Genomic DNA, 21186 nt, shown 5'->3' on the forward strand with positions numbered 1-21186 from the left:
CGTGCAAAAAGCGCCGGGGACTTTTCAGTCCCGGCGCTTGTTTTCTTTTATTGCCGTATGGGCGTTCGTCCTTATAAATTGCGGCTGTTCTCGTCCTGATGGGTGCCGCTGATCTCGTTGCGTGTATTCCATTCCTCCGCCTGAGGCTCGATGTCCTGTTTGCGGTCAACTTTGTGCTCCTGCTCGGGAGAATTGCGGTCGGGATTTTTCTCGTTGCGAACTTCTTGTCCTTTGGGTTGTTCCATGTCCATTCCCTCCTAAATGTGTCGGTTATGTATACATACCCTTCCCGGAGCGGGGGAAAACAAGCGGTACTTGCGCCACACGGCCGTGTAAGGCTTATAATAAGGAGGAAGCGGATCGGAACGGTCCGGAACGAAACTACGTACATAGCCGACTCATCGTGAACCACGGTTCGGGAGAGTCATCGGGAGGAGGAGCCGAAGCATGCAAATTAAGATCACGGAAACCGCATCGGATCTTTTCAGGAAAGACTGGGGATTCGGCGACGGGGATCAAGTTCGCATTTTCGTGCGTTACAGCGGCGGCGGCGAGGATGCCTTTACGTTCGGAATCATTAAGGATGCTCCGCATTACCCGGCCGTTACGGCCGAAGCCGGAGGCGTCACCTTTTTTATGGAGGAAAAGGATGTCTGGTATCTGGAGGGCAAAGATCTCCACGTAGACGGCATCGCCGAAGAAATCGTTCTGAAACGGCTGTGAAAAGGTCAGTCTTATAACCGGAAGGAGTCGGATACGCATGGCCCCTGTAGTCGCTTTTATATACGCGCACCCGGACGACGAATCGTTCGCGAGCGCCTGCCTGATCCGTTCTCTCGCGGACCGGGGAATACGCACCGTCCTGCTGTCCGCCACGCGCGGAGATGCGGGCAGACCGGGACCGCTCGGTCCCATGACTCCCGAGCAGCTATCCGCCGCACGGGAGATCGAGCTGCAGACCGCCTGCGATCTGCTGGGCGTATCGGCCGTGAAGCACCTGGGGCTGCCGGACGGCAAGCTGGCCGCGCTGGACAGGGCGGTGCTGGCGGAAGCGGCGGCGGAATTTCTGAACGAAACGGGAGCGTCCGTCGTCGTGACATTTCCGGCGGACGGAATCAGCGGCCACCCGGATCACATCGCCGTTCATCATGCGGTGAACGAGGCCGTTCTCGGCGGACGGTGTCCTCACGTTCAGAAGTTGTATTACAACCTGCCCTTCGCGGGCGTAAAAGCGGATGAGCCTTCCGTACTCAGGCTCGAAACCGCGCCCTGCTGGAAGATCAAAGCCCGGGCCCTTCTGGCGCACCGGTCCCAGCAGTTTTCCGTGGAGAAGGCGTTCGGTCCAAGCGCAGCGCTCCTGGAGAACAAAGAGTTTCCTTACGAAAACTTCAGGCTCGTCTGGCTGCGCGGCGAGATAAACCCCCTCCGCAAAGAAGAATCCGTATTGGACGATTTGATGTAGCGCCCAGACAACTACGCTGCATCCGGCGGCTTAAACCGCCTATTCCGCCAAGCGCCCGTAAGTCAAAAAGCTCCGTACAAGCTGTATTCAGCCTGTACGGAGCTTTTTCTGCGCGAATCGTTGTGTGCCGGTATTACGCCTGCCGGAAAGAGAAAAATTTGCGGATCGTTTCGTTGACGGTCCGGCTGAATATCGGTTTGCTGATATAGTCGTCCATGCCGGCGGCAAGGCATTTTTCCCGGTCGCCTTTGAGTGCGTTTGCCGTAACGGCCACGATAATCGGATATTCTTCCGGTTTGAGAGCTTCCTTGATCATCCGTGCCGCATCCAGGCCGTTTATTTCCGGCATATGCACATCCATGAACACGAGGTCGTAACGTTCGGTCAGCGCAGCTTCGACGACCTCGCTGCCGTTGTCCACCACGCGGACAGTATGACCTTGGTTGGACAGCATTTTGACCAGGACGAGCTGATTGATCCGGTTGTCTTCCGCCACGAGGATTTTGAGCGAATGACCGGGAGATTTCTCCACGGTCGTATTCTCCGGGAGAGGCGTGACAACTTCCGGGTCCAATTCTTTGAGAACGACGGTGAAAAGGAAATGAGCGCCGGATTCTTCCGGCTGCTCCACCCAGATCTCGCCTCCCATAAGCTCGACGAGTTTCTTGCAGATGGCGAGCCCGAGCCCGGTTCCCTGCGTTTCGCGCGTCATGAAATTATCAAGCTGATAGAACGGCTGGAACAGCTTGCCGGCTTTTTCCTTCGGAATCCCGATTCCCGTATCCTTGACCTGGAACAGAAGCTTTACGGCTCCTTCCGACTGGGCCTGCTTTTTGACGGAAACGGTAATACTGCCTTCACTCGTAAACTTGACGGCATTGCCGATCAGGTTAATAAGGACCTGCTTTAACCGTTTGGCGTCTCCAAGAAGGACCGAAGGCATATTCTGGCTCATGGCACAGGTCATTTCCAGATTTTTTTCCATCGCTTTGGACGTCAGAAGATCGACGGACTCCAGGATGCAGGAACGGATATCGAACGGTTCCTCGGTGAGGTCCGTTACGCCCGACTCGATTTTGGAGAAGTCGAGAATATCGTTGATGATGCCGAGCAGCGTGTTGCCGCTTTTGCGGATAATATTCAAATATTCTTTCTGTTCCGAGCTGAGGGTGGTTGTTTCAAGCAGAAGGTCCGTCATCCCGATTACCGCATTCATCGGCGTCCGGATTTCATGACTCATCATGGCCAGAAACTCACCCTTGGCTTTGTTGGTGGCTTCCGCGGTTTCCTTCTCGATCATCAGCTTTTTCTGCTCACGGATATCTTTGGCGATAATGTAGTAGCCCACGTTCGCTTCGCTGATGATGATGGGAGCGATCGTTGTCAGCACCTCCACGATGTTGCCGTGCTTGTCGGTAATTTTGTCGATGCGCTTTTCAGCGGAGGTGTCTTTCAAAGAAGCTTCGAGAATATCCGTAATATTTTCCGTACAGAAGAGCTCGGAGAATTTGGCGCCGATCATCTCGTGAACCGCGTAACCCGTCATCTGCTGCGCCATCAGGTTGCTGTTCAGGATTTTTCCTTCCAGGTCGATCGATAAAACGGCGTCGTGGTTGTATTTTTTCAGTGAAGTATAGCGTTCGACCGTTTCCTGGAGTTTGCGCTCCACCAGCTTGCGGTCCGTGATGTCTTGGATCGTTCCGTTGATTTTAAGCGGAATGCCCTGAGTAGAGTACGTGACAAGACCGCGGATATGCAGGTATCTGTCTTCGCCGTCTTCCCTCCGGCTCCGGTACTCGAAGCTGAGCTCTTTGTCGGTCAAAGCTTTATCGAGCTGTTCTTTAAAAGCGGGGCGGAGATCATCGCTGACCAGGCTCAGAATGCCGTGAACAACCGCTGTTTCCGGATCTATGCCCGACACCAGGAAGAGCTGGTCCGAGAAAAAGATCTCGCCGCTTGAAATATCCCATTCCCAGCTCCCCATCATGGCGATGCGCTGGGCTTCCGCGATAAATTGTTCGTTCTTTTTGCGGTCTGAAATTTCTTGTCCTATTCGCAGAAAAAGCTCTTCGCCGCTGTCGCCGCTTAACGTTTTCGCGCTTAAATCAAACCAGAGCTGTCGGCCGTCTTTGTGAATCATTTTGATTTGCCGTATGTTTTCTTCACTGACGCCGGCAGGGGAAGGTTGAATTTGTAAATGGGAGGGAGAGGCATAGAGCATATCCTCGCTGTTCCCGATAAGCTCATCGGACGAATAGCCCAGTATCCGCCGGATGGAAGGCGAGCAGTCCAGAATCGTTCCGTCCGGGGCCGTATAATAGAAAATATCCCGGGAATGTTCGGAAATGAGCCTGTACTGCTGCTTGATTTTATTCCAGGCTTGCGCGTCTTCAAGGTCTGATGAAAGCTCGGACGCCTCCAGGACATAACAGTCGGGAGTGCCGGGCAAGTTCCCGGTCAGACGGCTTGTTGTAAGCAGGACGGGGATTTCCCGCCCGGATTTATGAAGGAAGCGGATTTTTTGTACATATCTGTCGGGTGCGGAAGTTGCCGGGTCTTCATCTCTCCGGTCGTCCGGATGGATTAGGTCCTTTAAAGTGAAGCGGGCGAGTTCCTCGGTAGAATAACCGCACAGCCGGCACCAGGGCTCGTTTACCTGAATCCAGACACCGTCGGGGGAATATAAAGCAAAGCCGTGTTCCGCATGCGTAAATAAATAGTCCGCGAGGGACTGGGGATTAATTTGCAGACCGGTCATGTAAGTTACCATCTCCTTGAGACTGAATAAAATGTGTTTCAAAATTAATCCGTTGGGTTTATATACCCGAATTTTAACGAATGAAACAGACAAATTTCAACAAAAAAAGATGAACAGCCATTCGGGCTGTTCATCTCCGTACATTACCCGGTCAGGAAGGCTGTCCGGTTTTTTCTTTGGCGGGTACGACGCGGGCGTTCCCCATAAGAAATACGATAATCACGGCCAGAACGATCGGTATGACGGCGGCCATGAAGGTGAAGGCGATCGACTCGGACAAAGCATGAATAATTTTGTTTAAAATCTCCGGCGGAATCAGGGCGCGTTTGTCCGCCTGGAAAATTTGCTGCGGATTGCTCATATCGATTCCGGTCATTCCGCCGCCGTTCATTCCCTGGAAGGCGGCCTGGATTTTGTCGGTAAAGACGTTCGACTGAATGCTGCCGAAAATCGTAATGCCGATCGTCATTCCGAACGATCTCAGAAACGAGTTCGTGGAGGTCGCCGTGCCGCGGTACCGGGGTTCCAGATCGTAGGTCGAAGCGGTAGGCAGCAGGGAGAACGAGAAGCCGACGCCGAAACCGGCGATGATCATAAACACGGTCAGCAGCGCTCTGCTCGTTTCGGGCGTCAGTCCCCCGAGGAGGTACATGCCGGCGAGGAACGAGAAGACGGAAATAATCATCAGATTCCGGAAGCTCGTTTTCGTCTGGAAAATACCTCCTATCGCGCTGCCCGCCACGCTGCCCAGCATCATCGGCGTCAGGATAAGGCCCGCGTTCGTCGCGGAACCGCCGAAGACGGCCTGCACATAAATGGGGATATATACCGTCAGAATAATGAAGGTGGCCCCGTACAGCAGCGCCAGAAGCTGGGAAGTCGCGAACAGGCGGCGCTTGAACAGCCAGAACGAGATGATCGGGTCCTTCGCTTTCCGTTCGATGATGAAGAAGAGAATGAAGAACACGGCAAAACTCGCAAACAGGCTCAGGATCGGAGCGGAGTCCCACGCGTATTTCTTGCCGCCGAGCTCAAGGGCGAACATAAGGCTCACGACCGCGACGACGAGCGTAATCGCTCCCCACCAGTCGATGCGCTGCTCGACATGCTGCGGAGATTCCTTGTAGGCGCGCATGATGAGCAGCAGCGATAGGAGACCGATCGGCAGGTTAACGTAGAATACCCAGTGCCAGCTTATGTATTCCGTGATGTAAGCGCCGAGCAAGGGGCCGAGCACGCTCGCCGAGCCGAATACCGCACCGAGCAGTCCTGTCATTTTACCGCGCTTCTCCGGCGGGAAAATATCGAACACGATCGTGAATGCGATCGGCAGCAGCGCGCCGCCTCCGATTCCCTGAATCGCCCGGTAAATGCTGAGCTGCACGATGCTTTGGGCTATTCCGCACAGGGCGGAGCCCACCAGGAAAACGATCAGCCCGAAAATAAAGAACCGTTTGCGTCCGTACATGTCGGACAGCTTGCCGAAGATCGGCATCCCGGCCATCGTGGTTACCATATAGGCGGACGTGACCCAGACGAATTTGTCGAAGCCGCCCAGGTCCGAGACGATGGTGCCCATGGCTGTAGCGACAATGGTGTTATCCATAGCCGACATCAGAATGGCCAGCAGCAGCCCCGCTACGACCTTGTTAAGATGGTTGTCTTTCTGAATCAAGGGGAAATCCTCCTCTGAATAAGTTTCGGTCCTAGATTAACGATCCTTCTTCGGCGTCTGGAAGACATCTCCTTTGCAAAAAAAGGTTTATTCGATAAAATAATAAACATCCCGTCAACCCAATTATCTTGATTTTCAAGATAATTTCTAGTTTATGAGGAGGAATTTTACTTGTCAAGCGTTTTACCTGAATATGAAGAGAAAGTGCTGGAGCTGACAGGGCTTATGCGTAAACTATCTACGCGTATCGTTCTTTTTCAACAAAATGCGGCACATTCCCTTGGGGTCATACATACCGATCTGAAAACGGCGGATATTCTGAACGAAAAAGGACCGGTCACGGCCGGAGAGCTGGCCAGGCTGACCGGATTGACGACAGGCACCGTCACGGCTCTGATCGACCGGCTGGAGCAGGCGGGATTCGTGCGCAGGGAAAAGGACCCTCACGACGGCCGCCGCGTCATTATCGTTCCGGTCAAAGAAAAGCAGAGTGAAATCAGGGCGCTGTACAGACCGCTGGGAAATATGACCCGGGAAGTATGCAAGGACTATACGGCGGATCAGCTGGATCTTATTAATACGTTTCTTTCGCGGATGGTCGGCGTGTTCGAGCAGGCGAACGGCAGCGTGAGCATATCCAAGCAGGAAGGCTGTTCCTGTAAAAAAAGCGGCACCGGCAGAAATGAGTCTCAGTAAGACCCGCCGGCTGCTCCTGCAAACAACGCGGGAAGCTGCCGGATGTCCATCCCGGTTCCCGCTGCTCCTGGCAAATAAAGCGTCATGCTGCCGGTTGGCGGCTGCCCTGCCCGTGTGTGGGGGCTGCCGCGATTTATATACCGGGAGGCCCACGGGCTCCTTATGCCGGAGATGTTGTCTCCGGGTCCGTCGTCTCCGGTTATTATTCCGGTGCGTACACAAAAAAAGACATCAAAACTTCCCCTGAACGGGAGTGTTGATGTCTTTTTTAGCTGAATCCGTTTTCACCGATGCATACGGGGGATAGCCCGGCGTAACAATCTCCGGGCGGATTAGTCGCAGCGGGCGAGATCTCTTACGACGTCGGCCAGCGTAGCGCCGGCAAGCTCCCGTTCCATAGCGAGCTGCGCCCGGTTGAACCGGGTTTCGAGCGTGCTTTGAATGTTCTTGCCGACGGGACAGTCGGGATTCGGATTCTCGTGCATCGCGAACAGCTCGTCCTGCATGTCTCCCTGAACCGCCCGGTATATATCGAGCAGGGTAATTTCTGCGGGAGGACGGCCCAGAGCGGCACCGGCGACTCCGGGGCTTGTCCGGGTCAAGCCGGCTTTATTCAGCATGCCGGTAATCCGGCGGATGACGACCGGATTCGTATTGACGCTTCCGGCTATATACTCGGACGTGTTGCGTCCTTCTTTATTCAGCTCCAGCAGCGATAAAACGTGAACGGCTACGGCAAAGCGGCTGCTGATGGTCATAGGTCTCACCTCCGTCAAACAGATGCGGACGATTTTCATTTACGCGCAAATGCGAACTCTAAATAGTATAGGTACGCATATTCCCGCTGTCAATCCTCGCACGTCACTCGGGCTGAAGCCACGCGGAAGACCAATGTTCCACTTCACGGATAATCGGTTCCAGGGCAAGGCCTTTCTCGGTCAGCGAGTATTCGATCCTCACCGGAGTTTCGGGATACACATTCCGCCGGATAATCCCCTCCTGCTCAAGCTCTTTCAATCTTTCGGACAAGATTTTCCCGCTTAAAGGCAAATTCGATTCTATCGTACAAAAACGCTGCGGACCGGCTAACAGCTGATAAACGATAAGGCCGGCCCAGCGTTTGCTGATGAGCTGCATTCCTTTTTCGAAACGGGGACATAAGTTCGATTCTTTCATCAGGCATCCCTCCTTCCTCCAGTATACGCTCATTTAGCTAATAAAAATATAGTAACGGCAAATAAATAAATTACTTGACATTATAAAGTTACAATCATACACTAGGTTACGAAAAGTAACTTAATAATTTTTATAGGAGGACCTGCATATGATTCCTTCGTTATTTTTAGCCCACGGTTCACCGGCGCTGGCTATTCAAGATACGAAGTATACGGCATTTTTACGTGAATTGGGACAACAGTGGAAACCGAAAGCGATCGTCATTTTTACGGCTCACTGGGAGAGCGAGGTTCTGACTTTGACTTCGACGGACGGGGCGTACGAGACGATTTATGATTTCTACGGTTTTCCGGACGAACTGTATCAAATTACTTATCCGGCCAAAGGATCTGCCGGGCTGGCTTCACGGCTGGAAGGCATGTTCCGGGAAAAGGGGATCGAGACCGGCACCGATTCCGGAAGAGGGCTCGATCACGGTTCATGGACCCTTCTTTACAAAATGTTTCCCGAAGCGGATATCCCCGTGATCCAGCTCTCCGTCAATCCCCATCTTCCGCCTGAGAATCAAATTCTTATCGGTGAAGCTCTGCGTGGACTCGGAGAAGAAGATATTCTGGTCATCGGGAGCGGAGTAACGGTCCATAATCTGCGGATGGTGAACTGGGGACAGGAAGAACCCGAGCCGTGGGCCGTCGAATTCGACGACTGGCTTATCGAACGCACGCTTACGCGGGATACGGACAGTCTGGTCCGTTACGAAACGCTCGCTCCCCACAGCCGGATGGCCGTGCCCAGAGCGGAGCATTTCGTGCCGTTTTTCCTGGCGCTCGGCAGCGGACAAGAAGAAGCGGCTCCCCGGGTGATTTACCGGGATTACGAATTCGGAACCTTAAGTTACTTGTGCCTGCAGTTTTGATTCTGATTCCCGGGCCGAATCCATATGAATAAATCGAAAACCAAATAAAACCAATAATGGGAGGATGTTAGTAATGAACGGAAAAACGGAAATCGGTCTGCTGATCGTCAGACTGGTGTTAGGGGTAACTTTTCTGGTCCACGGACTGGACAAATTTCAAAGCGGGCTGGGCAATATCGCCGGCTGGTTTGAGAGCATCGGCCTTCCCGGCTTTCTGGCGTATGTAACGGCCGTTATTGAAACGGTAGGGGGAGCGGCAGTCATTCTCGGTCTCGGAACCCGGATCGCTGCGGCCTTGTTCGGCGTGCTGATGATCGGGGCGATGTTCAGCGTCAAATTTTCCGCCGGGTTTACCGGAAACGGCCAATCCGCGGGCTTCGAGCTGGATCTTGCGCTGTTCGCTCTTTCGCTGCTTCTGGTATTGACGGGCAGCCGCTATCTGGCGGTAGACGGTCTGTTCCCGGGCTCCCGGCAGACGGAAAGCTGAGCGGAAGCCGCGGCGAAGCTGCCAAGAGCGGTAACTGTCCCGGTCATAAGGGCGCAGCCCTATACAAAGCAGAGGTTTATTCGGCCCAGGATTGCGGTTTAAGCCGCTGTCCGCAGTTCGAAGCGGAACACGCTACCGGGCTGAAGGCAAGAAGCATGGCGACCTTGCCGATGAGCGCGGGCGATCCGGGCAAGGTTTCGTTTCAAGCGGGTAGTCGACTGTCATCCGTCTTTATCCGGCCTTACACGGCCGGCACGAACTCAGCATCGAAGCGATGCTGGGTTTTTTTGCTGCGCGGAAGCTGCATTTACCGGGGAACGACCGGATACAAATATCCCTTGGAGGCAAAAGAAACACGGCCCGTTTCTTCCGAAACGACAAGGACGATGGCGTCGCTCAGTTCCGTAATGCCGATGGCCGCCCGGTGCCGCGTGCCGAGCTTGGGCTCTGCCTGGACGATATGGGACAGGGGGAGAATGTTTTTGGCGGAAACGATCTCGTTGAACTTGATCAGGACGGCGCCGTCGTGCAGCGGTGTTCCGGGATAAAACAAAGACTCCAGCAAGGACTGTGTAACGGAAGCCCCGATGTTCACTCCCGGCTGGATCAGCCCGTCGAGCGAGTCGTTGCGCTGCACGACAATCAAGGCGCCGTGACGCCGCTTGGACAAATTTTGTACACTGACGGACAGCTCCGTATATTTATCGGTAAAAGGCGAGAGGTAACAGTTCAAATAGAAAGTGGAAGCCCGGGACTCGATATTCAGGAAATTTTCCTTAATGCCTTCAATTTCGCCCAGCATACAGTGATTTTCCTCGTCGAGTGTCTGGATGCTCCGCTGAAGTCGGGAAATCAGCTTTTCCAGGTCGTCTTTCAAATTCTGCTTCATCGGTGAAAAATCGCAATCGGCATAAGGGATCGCCAACAGGTTCACATCCTTTTCGCACAACGATAGTTGGTTTCATTGTTTGCATCCTGACGGCATAATACACGTCCGTCGGGCAGCTAAGTCCTGCCACCTGCCGGCGTATGCTGGTAAACGTACGAATGCAAACCAGCCCTGCCGGGCGAGCCGGCAGAGCTGGTTTCTAACACGGTCAGAAACCTTGATATTGCGGTTCTTCGTTTTCCAGCTGCTCAACGCGCCCTTGTACTTGGGAAACGACTTCCTGAGTAGTTTTGGCGGCATTTTCGAACAGCGATTTCGCTTCCTGGTTTTGCGTGCTCAGGGCAAACGCCTCCAGGCTCGCCTGGGCGCTTTTCAGGGAAGCGAGGCAAGTTTTTACTTGGGAGCCTACTGTCATGGTCAACACCTCCTTATCAAGAGTTCCTGTTTCTCAATGAACAAGACGTAATCTAACCGCACCTAACCCGTTTCATTCACGTTTGCGGCTGGAAAGAAAGGCGGACAAATGACGGCGCGAAAGAATAAAACGCCGCGGAAAAGGACAACTTTTTTTAGGAACCCCAAGGATGAATTCAAGGAAAGACGAAGAAGGAGGGACCGGATCATGCCGGATTGGATCGTGGTTGCTTTGCGTACCGTGATGGTCATCGTCATCGTACTAGCCGCGGCGAAGCTGCTCGGGAAGAGGCAGAACAGCCGGTTGACGTTTTTTGAAGTGACAACGGGAGTCGCGGCGGCCGTTCTGGCCGTCTATATAACGCTGAACCGCACCGCCGACTGGTATTTGGGAATTATAGCTCTGCTTGTGTGGATTTTGGCCGCCGTCGGAATCGGTTTTCTCCAGTTGAAAAGCAAAGCCGCCCGGGATCTCATCGATAACCGGGAGACGATTCTTATCAAAAAAGGGAAGATTATGGAGGAAAACCTGAAGAAGGAACGGCTGACTACGGACGATCTGCTGCAGAGCCTGCGCCGGAAAAACGTATTCCAGGCAGCCGACGTCGAATTTGCGGTGATGGAAGCGAGCGGTGAAATCAACGTGCTTTTGAAAAAGGAAAATCAGCCTCTGACCCCGAAGCATCTCGGCATCAAAGTCGGTCCGGCGGAAGAGCCGCAGGCCGTTATTATGGACGGCAAAGCGCTTGACGAGCCTTTGGCCGCCATCGGACTGAACCGGGGCTGGCTTCAGACGCAGCTCGAAACGATGGACGCGACCATCGACAACGTTTTTCTGGGACAAGTGGACTCGTACGGAGAGCTTTACGTCGATTTGTTCGACGACAAGCTGCAGGTTCCCCAGCCTCAGAAGAAAGCGGCCCTGCTCGCCCTGCTTAAGAAATGCGAGGCCGATATCGAGATGTTCGGCCTGTCCACGAACGATCCGGAAGCCAAACGGATGTTTGAGAAATGCTCCCGGTCCATGGAAGGAATGATTACCGGGCTTAAACCGCTTTTGTCCCGCTAGTAAGGTAGAGCGGAGGAGAGAAGCGTTCGGACACCCATCGGGGAAGTGTCTCCCTGTATGGGTGTTTTCCGTTTTGGAGAACAAGTTTGATTTTTGCGGCAGGAAGCGTGTACATTTAGAGGAGAAAGCGCAGCACTTACATAACATTACGGGTTGTTCAAGCACTTATCATGAGGAGGAATGTGAATGTCCGGTCAAGGAGAACGTTTGCTGGTCTTTGTCGGTTCTTATGCGGAACCGGAAGGTCCTGGTGTCTATGTGATGGAATTAAATGAAGAAACGGGCGGGCTCACGAAGCTGGATGAAGTATCCGGCCTTAAAAATCCGACGTTCCTGAATGTGGACGTGCAGGGACGCAAGCTCTACGCCATTTCGGAGGGAACGACGAGCGAAGGGAACCGGACGGGTTCCGCGTACTCGTATACCGTCGATCCGGAGAAGGGGAGTTTGACGGAAATGAACCATGCCGTCACCGTAAACGCGCCGACCTGCCACATCCAGAGAGACGCAAGCGGACGCTACCTCGTTGTGGCGAGCTATCACGGCGGCTTGGTCGGTCTCGTCGAGCTGCGGGCGGACGGCACGCTCGGCAGACTGCTCGACGTGAAGCAGCATGAAGGCCATGGCCCCAACCCAGAGCGTCAGGAGCAGCCTCATCCGCACTCGGCTTTCTTCAGCCGGGACAACCGGTTCGTGTTCGTGCCGGATCTGGGTCTGGACCGGATCGTATCCTATGCCCTGGATACGGAGAACAACGTGCTGAAGCCGCACGGGGAAACTCCTGTGCCGCCGGGTGCGGGTCCGCGCCATATGGCCTTTCACCCGGGCGGCAGGCTGGCGTTCGTCATCAATGAAATCGACTCCACGGTAACGTCTCTTCGTTATGACGAAGAGACGGGTGTGCTTGAGCCGATCGAAACGGTGACGACGCTGCCCGAAGGGTTCACGGGCGAGAACATCTGCGCCGAGATTGTGGTTTCGGAAGACGGCGCATTCGTGTACGGCTCCAACCGCGGTCACGACAGCATCGTGGTGTTCGCGGTGGACGAGGCAGGCGGGAAGCTCACGCTTGTGGAGCATGTGTCCGCGGAAGGCAAGCATCCGCGCAACTTCGCCTTGACGCCGGGCGGCGCGTTCCTGATCGCGGCAAACCGCGACACGGACAACATCGCGACGTTCCGGGTGGACCGCTCCAGCGGCAGGCTGCAGTATACCGGGCAGTCGGCCGCGGTGTCGAAGCCGGTCTGTGTGCGTCCGGCTTATTTGTAAGAGCCGCCGCGCGGCGGGAGTGCATGCTCCCGGGGGCGTGTTCACGCTTTGAAGGGCGGCGCAGCTTCCGCCGCAGCCGGCATGATGGCGTTGCCAGGCCGTGAAGGCTTGGGCGAATGCGGCGGGCTGGCTGCGGGGCAACCCGCACGCCCGCACGTGCAGCCCGCATGCCTTTACGGGCAAGTCGTGCGCGCGAGCCTCAAGCGGTGAGTCTGCACACTGGCGCGCGGCGGGCTGCGATAACGGGAAGGAAAAGGAAAGCGGAACGTCTGCATGCGGACGTTCCGCTTTTTTTGCCGCTTTCCCGGAGGGTGTTGACAGCTTGTAACTTTATAAGTTACAGTAAACGTTGTTCTTTTTACGGGAGCTTTCGTTTATAGTAGGAACGGACAAAGCAATCAAAATTTCACAAGATAGGGTTGAATCGGATGAGTAACAACAGTCTTGCCTCATCGGAAGGGGCAGGCCGTTCGCGGAAAATTACGCTTGCCGTCATTCTCGGTTCCTTGTCGGCTTTCGGACCGCTGTCGCTGGATATGTATCTGCCGGCGCTTCCGCGGCTGGCGGACGATCTGCATACGACGGCTTCACTGGCTCAGCTGAGCCTGACCTCCTGCCTGCTGGGCCTCGCGATCGGGCAGGTTTTCGCGGGTTCCATCAGCGATATCAAAGGCCGCAGAGCCCCGCTTATGACCGGACTTGCGATCTATACGGCCGCATCCTTGCTGTGCGCTGTCGTCCCATCGATCTGGGGACTTATCGTGCTCCGCTTCATACAGGGAATGGCCGGGTCTGCGGGCATCGTGCTCTCACGCGCGGTCGTGCGGGACATGTACAGCGGACCGGAGCTGACGCGGTTTTTCTCGCTCCTGATGCTTATTAACGGAGTGGCCCCGATCCTTGCGCCTATTGCGGGCGGGCAGCTTCTCCAGTTCACCTCCTGGCAGGGCGTATTTATCGTGCTGGCCTTGATCGGCGTCATCATGCTGCTAGCATCCTGGAAAGGCCTGCCTGAAACGCTGCCCCCGGGCAGGAGAACGAAAGGCGGCGTCAAGCAGACGGTCGCCGTATTCAAAACCTTGCTGCGCGACCGCATCTTCATGGGCTACGCGCTGTCGCAGGGGCTTGTGGCCGCGGCCATGTTCGCCTATATTTCGGGATCGCCGTTCGTGATCCAGAACATTTTCGGCGCATCGCCCCAGATGTTCAGCCTCTTCTTCGCCATCAACGGCCTGGGCATCATCCTGGCGGGTCAAATCGCCGGGCGCCTCGCCGGAAGGGTGAGCGAGACGAAGCTGCTGGTCAGCGGCCTGGTCATTGCCGGTCTCGGAGGCGTCGCGCTCCTTACGATGATTCTTGCCGGAGCCGGACTGGCGGCTATCCTGATTCCGCTGTTCTTCGTGGTGTCGAGCGTCGGGATCGTAAACACGGCGGGATTTTCCCTGGCGATGCAGAACTACGGGCATTCCGCCGGCAGCGCCTCGGCCTTGCTCGGTCTGCTTTCGTTTATTTTCGGCGGACTCGTCGCGCCGCTGGTCGGAATCGCGGGAAGCGGTACGGCCGTACCAATGGGCATCGTCATCGCATCGGCGGATGTCGGCGCCATCCTTTGTTATTATTTCATGGTCAAGCGTCACGAAGCGCGCACTTCGTAGTCGTCCGCATCGGCGGCGGGGCTGCGGATGCACGCGGACGTGGCTGCAAAACGGTTGAATACTCGTTGCTTCCGATTAGTGAAGCAGGAGATTCAGCCGTTTTTTGTGCGCGAAAAAATACTTTTGGGGGGCTGTAAAAAAAGGATGCTTTTTTGTTTGAAATAGGTTACACTATAAAAGTAGGTAACTTACAAAAAAGAGGTGGCTAAGAAATCATGGATTTCAATACTGCTGTAAAAAACAGACGCTCGATCTATGCGATCAGCAAAGACGCCGTCGTCTCGGACGAAAAAATTGTAGAACTGGTAAACGAAGCTGTTCAACATACGCCTTCATCTTTTAACTCCCAAAGCGCGCGGGTGGTCGTTCTGCTGAACGAACAGCATGACAAGTTCTGGGATCTTACTACGGAAATTTTGCGCGGCATCGTCGGTGACGGCGAGAAGTTCGAAGCAACCGCCCAGAAAATGACGCTCTTCAAAAACGGCTACGGAACGGTGCTGTTCTTCGAAGATCAAGCGGTCGTGGAAGGGCTGCAGCAGCAATTCGCGGCCTATGCCGACAACTTCCCGATCTGGTCCCACCATTCTTCCGGCATGCTGCAATTCGTCGTTTGGACGAGTCTGGAAGCCGAAGGCTTCGGCGCTACCCTGCAGCACTACAACCCGCTCGTAGACGAAGCGGTGCGCAGCGAATGGAACGTGCCGGCCACCTGGAAACTCGTGGCTCAAATGCCTTTCGGCAAGCCTGCCGCGGAAGCCGGCGAGAAACAGTTCGCGCCGCTTGAAGACCGCGTGAAAGTGTTTAAATAAGCATTTCGGCTCTATTCTAAAGACCTTCTCTTCCGGGAGAAGGTCTTTTTTGACTGTCTGGCGGGTTAAATTGCCTTCTTGCGGATTTTTCTCGCGTGTACAAGGGCGTTTGAGCTATATTCGAAGGGGATAGGACATACACACTCGCCGCCGGAAGAAAGCCGGCATATTCTGTCCTATCACACATGACGTTGAAGAGGTGAGGAGAATGGCTGTATCCCAGCATCCGATCATGGGCACTTCGCAAGCTTCGTTAGATGTCATCACAGCATTCATTCGCAAGGTTAATCCGTCCTTCAACACGGAAATAGCCAGGCAGTTTCTGAGCGTGGGTGCCAAATACGGTGTCCGGGGCGATGCCGCCGTCGCTCAGTCCATTCACGAAACGAATTGGTTCCGGTTCGGGGGAGACGTCAAGCCCGAGCAGAACAACTTCGCGGGAATCGGGGCGACGGGGGGAGTTCCCGGCAACAGCTTTCCGACAATCAAGGACGGGGTTACGGCTCAGATTCAGCATCTTTTCGCTTACGCGTCCCAAAATCCGCTCCCGGCGGGGGAGACGGTCGTCGATCCGCGGTTTTCGCTTGTCACGCGCGGCGCCGCGCCGAACTGGGAAGATCTTGCCGGCCGCTGGGCCGTTCCCGGCTACGACAAGAAAAAATATGCCAGCCTGCAGGCTGCCCTGGAAGCGGGAGAATCCTACGGGCATTCCGTCTTGAAGCTTTACGACAGTATGGTGGCGGCAGCTCCGGCGCCCGGTCCTTTGAAACCGCTTATCGTGATCGACGCCGGCCACGGCGGCACGGATTCGGGCGCTTCGGGCAGCGGACTGCTGGAGAAAAACTTGACGCTTGCCCTGGCGCTGCAGGTCCGGGACCGGCTCGTAAACGGGTACGCTGCCAATGTGAAGCTGACCAGGAGTACCGACGTTTTCGTCGCCTTGTCCGAACGCGCCAATCTGGCGAACGGCTGGGGAGCGGCTTATTTCGTCTCCATTCATATCAATGCCGGCGGAGGACAAGGATTTGAATCGTATGTATATCCGGGCACTTCGGGCGGAGTGACGGGTCAGAAGCGCACAATTGTGCATGATACGGTTTTCAAGTATTTAAGCACCCTTGGGGTCGCGGACCGGGGCAAGAAAGAAGCGGATTTCGCGGTATTGCGGGAGACGGATATGTCCGCCGTGCTTCTTGAAAACCTGTTTATCGACAACGCCGTGGACGGCAAGCTGCTCGGCAATTCCGACGTACTTCAAAATCTGGCGAACGCCATAGGGGACGGGGTGGCAAAAGCGATGGGACTGAATCCGGGGGTTCAACCGGAAGTACCGGACTGGAAAAGAGAAGGCGTGGATTGGCTTTACGAGAAAGGCTTACTGACCGATCCGGCATGGAAAGACAAACTCGACGAGCCGCTTCCTTTGTGGGCGGAGGCGGCTGTTCTGAAGCGCCTGTACGATCTTCTAAGCGGAGACGGCGCGTAATAAACGCAGCGGAAAAAAGCTGTCGGCAAACAGGCCGGTCCGTACACGGGAGCGGCCTTTTTTATGTGCGGATTCCGCCGGAACGATCTTCAGGCCGGAGCCATTTTCGCCGTTCAAGTGGAAGGCTTTCTAACGGGCTGCCTCCTTTTGAACCGGGAACGGAACATGTCGGCCAGCAAATACAAGACGGGAATCAGCTCCGCCAGCAGCATCATGGGTACCTCGGCCGTACCGGCGAACCGGTCCAGTGTTTCGGACGATTTCACCATCCAGAGGCAGAGGAAGACGACTGTAACACCGAAAGGCAGTGTGAGAGTCCGGGTATCCTTCATTTTCAGAGTCTGCGTGATCGCGATCACCGAGATATACAGGAAAAGGCTGATTTTGACGAGCAGCGTAAATAACCACATCAGAATGAGAATCGGGTCCATGTTCTGGATAAAATTGCCGAGCTGAATGTAGCGGGTCATTTCCAGGTTGGCATAAGTCAGATTGGCTGCCAGGGAAGGGCCGAAAAGGAGCACCATCGGAATGAGATTTCCCAGCGTCAAAATCCCGGCGGTGACGATCGCCCATACCAGTGCCTTCATCGTTTGTCCCGTTCTTTTGAATTTGGGGAAAAACAGCGCGATAAACGTCATTTCTCCGAAAAGGCCCGTAATAATGGCCGTTGCTTTAAAAATGCCGTGACCGTCAAAATTGGTGATGAGGGATACGGCCGAATAGGGTACGATATCCTGGCAGGAAGCTACGGCAACCAGCACGACAAGAGCCAGCGTCAAGAAGAACACACCTTGCGTCGAGCGGAAAATATTCGTCACGCCCGAGTGGACAAGCCTTGTCGTGCATAGTCCGAGCAGGCCGGCCACGGCCCAGAGAGGAGTGCCCGGCAGGTAAATTTCGACGATGAAGTCCGTCAATTGCCTCAGGACAAGCGCCGCCGTAAACAAATACACGAAAGCCATAAACAGGACGAACAAGTAATGCAGAGGCCGTCCGATAATCTCCTGGCCATACTCTGCCATATAGCGTCCGGGTCTGCGGCAGCTTAATTTGTAAGCCAGGTAGGTGAGAACGCCTCCCAGGAGGCAGCCGGCAATGACGGGAATCCAGACCGAATATCCCGCATTATCGATAAGGGGTGCCGCAAGAAAACTGACCAGCGTAGACAAAAGATACTGCGTGAACAGCATATAAGTCTGCAAAGGGGTTATTTTGTCCATGTTTGCCTCCTTTAGCGGATTAAGACGTCACATTCATGGAGCCGAATACGATTTCGAGCCATTCGATCAGCGATTCCCCGTTCGCCGAATGCTGGAGAAGCAGCATGCAGACGCAAAGAACTCCTGTTACGCTTAGCGAAACGGCGAAAGTCCGTTTCTTTTTGCCGCAGCGTACAAGATATCTCCACTGGAACCTCATGACAATTGCATACGTTAACAGGACGGCAATCATTTCGAAACCTCCTTGTCCTTTCGCGGCTCGATCGTGAACGTTTTCTTGACTACTCCGATTCGGCGGATGGTGGCGTCCGTCGTGCAGCGGATCTCCACATTTTTGCTGAAAAACTCATCCCAGTCTTTACTGAGCCGGTTCCACTGCTTGGGGTATTTCCATTCCAGGTATCGGTTGAGCTGGAATGCGTCGGTGCCCATCTGCCGGGTTAATCGGATCGAGTGTTCGACATCTTGCCTGATTTTGTCTTCCACGCTTTTTTCCATTTTCTTAAGCTGCTTATGATCCTTTAAATTAATCGAGGAGTAAGAAGCGACGATATCCAGGTCCGTTTTTACGTCAATGTCGAAAGTGAGGGTATCCCCCATAAACAGCGGCCGGATCCGCGTCGAATTCCGTTCGACGAGCAGGCTTACGACTTTACCGTCCGTCGGGGAAGGCACCGTGATCTCCCGGGTTTCGGGCTTGCCTTGTATCCATAATGCCCCGGCGGCTTTTTGGCCCGGCAGGGAGCCGATCATTTTGTCGCCCTTAAACACCGCCGCTCCGTCGGGACCCATCCAGTTCTGTTCGTTGGATTCGTTCATAATACCCGTCTTGCCGAATACGAGCCGGGTCGCCAAAAAATCCCCGCCCATGTAATGGGCTTTCAGAATATCCTTAAAATTGATCGACGTCGCGATTTTACGCCGGCCGTACGCGTAGAAGATGTCGGACGGAAAACGTTCCATCGTCAGAGGCAGCTGGATGACCTGGTCGGCGGGGCCGTGCGTTACGAACAAGTTCGCATTGATATGCACACGTGGCTCCCTGGCGATCAGATCCAGAAGGGAACCGATTCCTTCTTCCGCATACCGGTTCCCGATGATGACGACACGGGTCTGTCCGAATGTGATTTTCCGCGAGAGATCGTTCTGAATTTTACGGAAAGCGTCGCTTAAATTCGAATCGATTTTCGAAAAATACGTAAAAGGCTGGCCCTGGGATTGGGAGGAGCCGCCCACTTCGCCGGGTATCAAACGGTTCGCCAGGGGCATGCCCAGCACAAGCTCATATCCGTCGTCCGTCTTGTCCACCATTACGATCCGTACGAATGCCCGGTCGTTCAGTTCAACGGAGGACCAGCACCCGGCAAGCATGAGGAGAGAAAGGAAGATGCCCGCTAATCTTGCCGTCATGCGCATGCTCGTTCAATCTCCTTCCTCGGCGGGATTTGCCCAGCTGCGGCCATCGGGTTTCTGCCTGTGAAGATTGCGGGAGGAAGTAAACTTGGGCCGCGTGATCATCGTCCACCAGGGTGCCCTCACGAAAATATCTTTCAGATCTTTCGGAACCATCGGCACGACCGGTGACAGGTAGGGGATGCCGAACGACCTCAGCTCCGTGAGATGGATATAAATCAAAATCATGGCGCAGGCGATGCCTACGAGTCCGAATCCGCCCGCCAGAATCATGATGGGAAAGCGCAGCAGCCGGAAGGAAAGCCCGAGATCGTAGTGCGGGATAATAAAAGAGGCGATGCCTGTCAGCGAGACGATAATGACCATCGCCGCGGAGGCGATGCCCGCCTGTACGGCTGCCGTCCCGATAATAAGCGCGCCGATTATGGAGACGGCCTGTCCGACCGATTTCGGAATACGGGTGGCCGCTTCCCTCAGCGCTTCGAAGAATACTTCCATGATCAGCGCTTCGACAAACGCCGAGAACGGGACGACTTCTCTGGACGAAGCGATCGTAATCAGCATTCTTTCGGGGATCGTTTCGGGATGAAACGTCGTGACGGCGATATAAAAGGACGGCAGCAGCAGAGACACGAACAGGAACACGTAACGGATCCAGCGGATCCACGATCCCGCCCAGAAGCGCTGGTAATAATCTTCGGCGGACTGCATCATCATGAACAAGGTTGTGGGCGCCATAATGACAATGGGCGTGCCTTCCACGATAATGGCGATTCTGCCCTCGAGAAGGGCGGAGGCGACGACATCGGGACGTTCCGTATACTGCAGCTGCGGAAAAGGTGAGTACGGATTGTCTTCGATAAACTCCTCCAGATAGCTGGAGCCCATGACCGAATCGATGTCGATGCCGGCCAGCCGTCTGGCCACTTCTTCGACCAGAGAGGGATTGCAGACGTCTTCCATGTAGGCCGTAATGACCCGCGTACGGGTCTTCGTGCCGATAATTTGTTCCGTGCATTTGAAATCGGGCGTTCGGAGCCGTTTCCGCAGCATGGACAAATTGTCCTGGATACTCTCGACGAACGCTTCCCTCGGCCCGCGGATGACGGTTTCGCTGTTCGGTTCGTCGATTTGTCTTTTGATATAGGAGCTCAGTCCGAACGACATCATGCGGGGCTCCCGGTCAAGCAGGAGCAGGGCGCTGCCCTCCAGAATATCCTGGAGCGCGTCCGACATCGTCAGGAGCGTTTTCTGCCGGTCGGCGGGAAGCATTTTACGTTCGAACAGATTTCCGGCAAGAGTTTCTTCGTCCTGCACGAACCCGTCGCCGAGAATCACTTTCAGCACGCTCTGCTGCAAATCGTTCCGATCCACGGAGCCTTCGATAAAAACAAGGAGGCAGGGCGTATTCATCCCCGCCGTAAAGGTGTGATAAACGACATCGGAGCAGTGGGCGAGCCGAGCTTTCAGCCAGCCGGTTCTCTCGGCCAGAGAAGCGCCTTCCGGTTCCTCCGTGCCGCATGGTGCTGCCGGAGCGCCGCTGTCCGTAGTCTCTTTTGACGACTCCTTCGCCGGGCGTTTGGGAGGACGGTTTGCAATTTTGGAAAAACCGCGAAGAAAAAATGCCATGGCGTATCCTCTGCCTTTACTCGTGAAGTCTCCTTAGTTTGTCTTCAAGCGTTTTCTTTATTCTGGATGCGAAGGAATGAGAAGGAACGGCCTTTTTCAGGCTGGCACCGAATCGAGCTTGCGCTGTTATGGCAAATCTGATAAAATTTTCCGGCTG

At 54.7% G+C, this 21186-nt stretch carries 21 protein-coding genes; 10 read left to right on the forward strand and 11 right to left on the reverse strand.

What is annotated here, in order from left to right; all coding sequences use genetic code 11:
- Positions 1 to 71 precede the first annotated feature (71 nt).
- The gene (locus C4S74_RS26365) at positions 72 to 245 is read right to left on the reverse strand and encodes a hypothetical protein (protein ID WP_181024287.1); all 174 of its coding nucleotides are present in this window, start codon (positions 243 to 245) and stop codon (positions 72 to 74) included.
- Between the two features lie 202 nt (positions 246 to 447).
- Here C4S74_RS26365 and C4S74_RS03635 point away from each other — a divergent pair, with 202 nt between their 5' ends.
- Together C4S74_RS03635 and C4S74_RS03640 are read left to right on the forward strand one after the other, a co-directional pair.
- A complete protein-coding gene (locus C4S74_RS03635; protein WP_103993976.1) occupies positions 448 to 723 on the forward strand; it encodes a HesB/YadR/YfhF family protein in 276 nt (91 codons plus the stop codon).
- A gap of 37 nt (positions 724 to 760) precedes the next feature.
- Entirely contained in the window at positions 761 to 1462 is a 702-nt protein-coding gene (locus C4S74_RS03640) for a PIG-L deacetylase family protein (RefSeq protein WP_103993977.1), read from the forward strand.
- A gap of 133 nt (positions 1463 to 1595) precedes the next feature.
- On the opposite strand, the gene C4S74_RS03645 is transcribed toward C4S74_RS03640, so the two are convergent.
- Together C4S74_RS03645 and C4S74_RS03650 are read right to left on the reverse strand one after the other, a co-directional pair.
- Positions 1596 to 4220, reverse strand: coding sequence for a PAS domain S-box protein (locus tag C4S74_RS03645; RefSeq protein ID WP_103993978.1), 2625 nt, complete (start codon positions 4218 to 4220; stop codon positions 1596 to 1598).
- A 151-nt stretch (positions 4221 to 4371) separates the two neighbouring features.
- Positions 4372 to 5895, reverse strand: a complete 1524-nt coding sequence (locus C4S74_RS03650; protein WP_103993979.1) for an MDR family MFS transporter — start codon at positions 5893 to 5895, stop codon at positions 4372 to 4374.
- Positions 5896 to 6120: 225 nt separating this feature from the next.
- Here C4S74_RS03650 and C4S74_RS03655 point away from each other — a divergent pair, with 225 nt between their 5' ends.
- Positions 6121 to 6591: a MarR family transcriptional regulator gene (locus C4S74_RS03655; protein WP_181024312.1), complete on the forward strand. Its 471-nt coding sequence runs from the start codon at positions 6121 to 6123 to the stop codon at positions 6589 to 6591.
- Positions 6592 to 6923: 332 nt separating this feature from the next.
- Here the strand turns inward: C4S74_RS03655 and C4S74_RS03660 are convergent, their stop codons facing one another.
- Both C4S74_RS03660 and C4S74_RS03665 read right to left on the reverse strand, forming a co-directional pair.
- Positions 6924 to 7349 carry an Rrf2 family transcriptional regulator gene (locus C4S74_RS03660; protein ID WP_103993981.1) on the reverse strand — a complete coding sequence of 142 codons (426 nt, stop codon included), beginning with the start codon at positions 7347 to 7349 and terminating at the stop codon, positions 6924 to 6926.
- A 103-nt stretch (positions 7350 to 7452) separates the two neighbouring features.
- A complete protein-coding gene (locus C4S74_RS03665; protein WP_103993982.1) occupies positions 7453 to 7767 on the reverse strand; it encodes a helix-turn-helix domain-containing protein in 315 nt (104 codons plus the stop codon).
- A gap of 148 nt (positions 7768 to 7915) precedes the next feature.
- Here C4S74_RS03665 and C4S74_RS03670 point away from each other — a divergent pair, with 148 nt between their 5' ends.
- Together C4S74_RS03670 and C4S74_RS03675 are read left to right on the forward strand one after the other, a co-directional pair.
- Positions 7916 to 8683, forward strand: a complete 768-nt coding sequence (locus tag C4S74_RS03670) for a class III extradiol ring-cleavage dioxygenase (RefSeq protein ID WP_103993983.1) — start codon at positions 7916 to 7918, stop codon at positions 8681 to 8683.
- A gap of 73 nt (positions 8684 to 8756) precedes the next feature.
- A complete protein-coding gene (locus C4S74_RS03675; protein ID WP_181024288.1) occupies positions 8757 to 9170 on the forward strand; it encodes a DoxX family protein in 414 nt (137 codons plus the stop codon).
- 307 nt (positions 9171 to 9477) lie between these two features.
- Here the strand turns inward: C4S74_RS03675 and cdaS are convergent, their stop codons facing one another.
- Both cdaS and C4S74_RS03685 read right to left on the reverse strand, forming a co-directional pair.
- Positions 9478 to 10095 carry a sporulation-specific diadenylate cyclase CdaS gene (cdaS, locus tag C4S74_RS03680; protein WP_103993985.1) on the reverse strand — a complete coding sequence of 206 codons (618 nt, stop codon included), beginning with the start codon at positions 10093 to 10095 and terminating at the stop codon, positions 9478 to 9480.
- 172 nt (positions 10096 to 10267) lie between these two features.
- On the reverse strand, positions 10268 to 10474 hold the full coding sequence (locus C4S74_RS03685; protein ID WP_103993986.1) for a DUF1657 domain-containing protein: 207 nt from the start codon (positions 10472 to 10474) through the stop codon (positions 10268 to 10270).
- Between the two features lie 207 nt (positions 10475 to 10681).
- Between C4S74_RS03685 and C4S74_RS03690 the strand changes: the two genes are divergently transcribed.
- From C4S74_RS03690 to C4S74_RS03710, 5 genes are all read left to right on the forward strand, one after another.
- Positions 10682 to 11542: a DUF421 domain-containing protein gene (locus C4S74_RS03690; protein WP_103993987.1), complete on the forward strand. Its 861-nt coding sequence runs from the start codon at positions 10682 to 10684 to the stop codon at positions 11540 to 11542.
- A 186-nt stretch (positions 11543 to 11728) separates the two neighbouring features.
- The gene (locus tag C4S74_RS03695; protein ID WP_103993988.1) at positions 11729 to 12811 is read left to right on the forward strand and encodes a lactonase family protein; all 1083 of its coding nucleotides are present in this window, start codon (positions 11729 to 11731) and stop codon (positions 12809 to 12811) included.
- A gap of 428 nt (positions 12812 to 13239) precedes the next feature.
- Positions 13240 to 14466, forward strand: coding sequence for a multidrug effflux MFS transporter (locus C4S74_RS03700; RefSeq protein WP_103993989.1), 1227 nt, complete (start codon positions 13240 to 13242; stop codon positions 14464 to 14466).
- A gap of 215 nt (positions 14467 to 14681) precedes the next feature.
- Complete coding sequence (locus C4S74_RS03705; RefSeq protein ID WP_103993990.1) at positions 14682 to 15278, forward strand: nitroreductase family protein; 597 nt, start codon at positions 14682 to 14684, stop codon at positions 15276 to 15278.
- 208 nt (positions 15279 to 15486) lie between these two features.
- Positions 15487 to 16764: an N-acetylmuramoyl-L-alanine amidase gene (locus C4S74_RS03710; RefSeq protein WP_103993991.1), complete on the forward strand. Its 1278-nt coding sequence runs from the start codon at positions 15487 to 15489 to the stop codon at positions 16762 to 16764.
- Between the two features lie 113 nt (positions 16765 to 16877).
- Here the strand turns inward: C4S74_RS03710 and C4S74_RS03715 are convergent, their stop codons facing one another.
- Genes C4S74_RS03715 through C4S74_RS03730 form a run of 4 tightly spaced genes read right to left on the reverse strand, consistent with a single transcriptional unit; the run spans position 16878 to position 21029 of the window.
- Positions 16878 to 17987, reverse strand: a complete 1110-nt coding sequence (locus C4S74_RS03715) for a GerAB/ArcD/ProY family transporter (RefSeq protein ID WP_103993992.1) — start codon at positions 17985 to 17987, stop codon at positions 16878 to 16880.
- A 19-nt stretch (positions 17988 to 18006) separates the two neighbouring features.
- Positions 18007 to 18219 (reverse strand): hypothetical protein, encoded by a 213-nt coding sequence (locus C4S74_RS03720; protein WP_103993993.1) that lies wholly within the window; start codon positions 18217 to 18219, stop codon positions 18007 to 18009.
- Positions 18216 to 19403, reverse strand: a complete 1188-nt coding sequence (locus tag C4S74_RS03725; RefSeq protein WP_103993994.1) for a Ger(x)C family spore germination protein — start codon at positions 19401 to 19403, stop codon at positions 18216 to 18218. Before C4S74_RS03725 ends, C4S74_RS03720 begins: the two co-directional genes overlap by 4 nt.
- A 6-nt stretch (positions 19404 to 19409) precedes the next feature.
- The gene (locus tag C4S74_RS03730) at positions 19410 to 21029 is read right to left on the reverse strand and encodes a spore germination protein (RefSeq protein WP_103993995.1); all 1620 of its coding nucleotides are present in this window, start codon (positions 21027 to 21029) and stop codon (positions 19410 to 19412) included.
- Positions 21030 to 21186: the final 157 nt, after the last annotated feature.

This window comes from Paenibacillus sp. UNC499MF, from assembly GCF_900107975.1.
GTDB lineage: Bacteria > Bacillota > Bacilli > Paenibacillales > NBRC-103111 > Paenibacillus_F.

Coding starts and splice junctions, on each gene's coding strand:
- C4S74_RS26365 (WP_181024287.1), bottom strand. CDS start 245: ATGGAACAACCCAAAGGACAAGAAGTTCGCAACGAGAAAAATCCCGAC.
- C4S74_RS03635 (WP_103993976.1), top strand. CDS start 448: ATGCAAATTAAGATCACGGAAACCGCATCGGATCTTTTCAGGAAAGAC.
- C4S74_RS03640 (WP_103993977.1), top strand. CDS start 761: ATGGCCCCTGTAGTCGCTTTTATATACGCGCACCCGGACGACGAATCG.
- C4S74_RS03645 (WP_103993978.1), bottom strand. CDS start 4,220: ATGACCGGTCTGCAAATTAATCCCCAGTCCCTCGCGGACTATTTATTT.
- C4S74_RS03655 (WP_181024312.1), top strand. CDS start 6,121: ATGCGTAAACTATCTACGCGTATCGTTCTTTTTCAACAAAATGCGGCA.
- C4S74_RS03660 (WP_103993981.1), bottom strand. CDS start 7,349: ATGACCATCAGCAGCCGCTTTGCCGTAGCCGTTCACGTTTTATCGCTG.
- C4S74_RS03665 (WP_103993982.1), bottom strand. CDS start 7,767: ATGAAAGAATCGAACTTATGTCCCCGTTTCGAAAAAGGAATGCAGCTC.
- C4S74_RS03670 (WP_103993983.1), top strand. CDS start 7,916: ATGATTCCTTCGTTATTTTTAGCCCACGGTTCACCGGCGCTGGCTATT.
- C4S74_RS03675 (WP_181024288.1), top strand. CDS start 8,757: ATGAACGGAAAAACGGAAATCGGTCTGCTGATCGTCAGACTGGTGTTA.
- C4S74_RS03685 (WP_103993986.1), bottom strand. CDS start 10,474: ATGACAGTAGGCTCCCAAGTAAAAACTTGCCTCGCTTCCCTGAAAAGC.
- C4S74_RS03690 (WP_103993987.1), top strand. CDS start 10,682: ATGCCGGATTGGATCGTGGTTGCTTTGCGTACCGTGATGGTCATCGTC.
- C4S74_RS03695 (WP_103993988.1), top strand. CDS start 11,729: ATGTCCGGTCAAGGAGAACGTTTGCTGGTCTTTGTCGGTTCTTATGCG.
- C4S74_RS03700 (WP_103993989.1), top strand. CDS start 13,240: ATGAGTAACAACAGTCTTGCCTCATCGGAAGGGGCAGGCCGTTCGCGG.
- C4S74_RS03705 (WP_103993990.1), top strand. CDS start 14,682: ATGGATTTCAATACTGCTGTAAAAAACAGACGCTCGATCTATGCGATC.
- C4S74_RS03710 (WP_103993991.1), top strand. CDS start 15,487: ATGGCTGTATCCCAGCATCCGATCATGGGCACTTCGCAAGCTTCGTTA.
- C4S74_RS03715 (WP_103993992.1), bottom strand. CDS start 17,987: ATGGACAAAATAACCCCTTTGCAGACTTATATGCTGTTCACGCAGTAT.
- C4S74_RS03720 (WP_103993993.1), bottom strand. CDS start 18,219: ATGATTGCCGTCCTGTTAACGTATGCAATTGTCATGAGGTTCCAGTGG.
- C4S74_RS03725 (WP_103993994.1), bottom strand. CDS start 19,403: ATGCGCATGACGGCAAGATTAGCGGGCATCTTCCTTTCTCTCCTCATG.
- C4S74_RS03730 (WP_103993995.1), bottom strand. CDS start 21,029: ATGGCATTTTTTCTTCGCGGTTTTTCCAAAATTGCAAACCGTCCTCCC.